General features: G+C 46.3%; 1 protein-coding gene. It reads right to left on the bottom strand.

Translation table 11 applies throughout. The features are described from left to right. On the bottom strand, positions 1–887 hold an 887-nt coding region (locus R7E00_RS24945; RefSeq protein ID WP_318124898.1), incomplete at its 3' end, for a DASS family sodium-coupled anion symporter. Positions 888–1,066: the final 179 nt, after the last annotated feature.

Below are 1,066 nucleotides of genomic sequence, written 5' to 3'. Positions count from 1 at the left end.
CCTAGTAAAGCCGTAACCGTTGCATGAATGCCTAATGTTGGGCCCAATACCCAAAGTGAAACCATACCGATAAAAGTGATACAAACCATCAGCTCGTCACGCGTCATTTTGCCCATTTCAGCCAGCTTTTGACGCGCAATTTCACGCATTTCTGGTGTCTTCTTTAGCTCTGGTGGAAACACCATGTACATCACGAGTGGGATGAGGAACAAACACAACAAACCAGGGACGATCGCCGCGGTTGCCCAGCCAGCCCATGTGATTTCAACGCCTTGTTCTTTTGCGAAGTTAGCGGCGAGTGGGTTACCTGCCATAGAGGTCAGGAACATCGCACAAGTAATCGCGTTACATTTGAAGATACATTGCACCAAAAATGCGCCGATTCGGTTCTCAGTACCTTTTTCTGGGTCGGAATCATAAGCACTCGCAACCGAGCGAAATAGCGGAGAAATAATACCGCCACAACGCGCGGTGGTACTTGGGGTTGCAGGTGCAAACAGCAAATCAGTCAACACTAAGCCGTAAGCAAGGCCTAATGAGTTGTGACCAAGTTTAGAGATAAACCAGTATCCGACCCGTCGACCAAAGCCGGGGGTAATAAAACCGCGAGAGATAAAGAACGCAGCTGCAATCATCCAAATCGTTGGGTGCGCGAAGCCAGTCAGTGCGATTTTGATTGGCAGTACGCCAAGCAGTGTCGCGAGCGTCAAACCCATCAAGGCCATCGCGCCAAGAGGAAGTGGGGCGAGGATCAAGCTTAGTACGGTGGTGACGAAAATCGCCATCATTTGCCAAGCTTGATCGGTGAGTCCTTCTGGGGTTGGGATAAACCATAAGATGCAGCCTATCGCGACCAGTAGGAGCATTTTCATTTGGGAACTATTCATACATCCATCTCCAAGTTATTTTTCTTCATCATAGGGTTTGGAAATGGCAAAAAACTGAGAGAAATCAATTTCATCAACGACGTACTTGAGCTCTTTATCAATTTGCATGTCACGACAAAATCTGTTTGAAAAATAATTGAGAATAAACGCATTAAATTAATAAAAGTCATAAAAATCAC

It is taken from the genome of Vibrio sp. Vb1755, assembly GCF_033338635.1.
Taxonomy (GTDB): Bacteria; Pseudomonadota; Gammaproteobacteria; order Enterobacterales; family Vibrionaceae; genus Vibrio; species Vibrio alginolyticus.
Note: the sequence above shows the minus strand (reverse complement) of the source record. Positions and strands in the feature narration are given on the sequence as shown.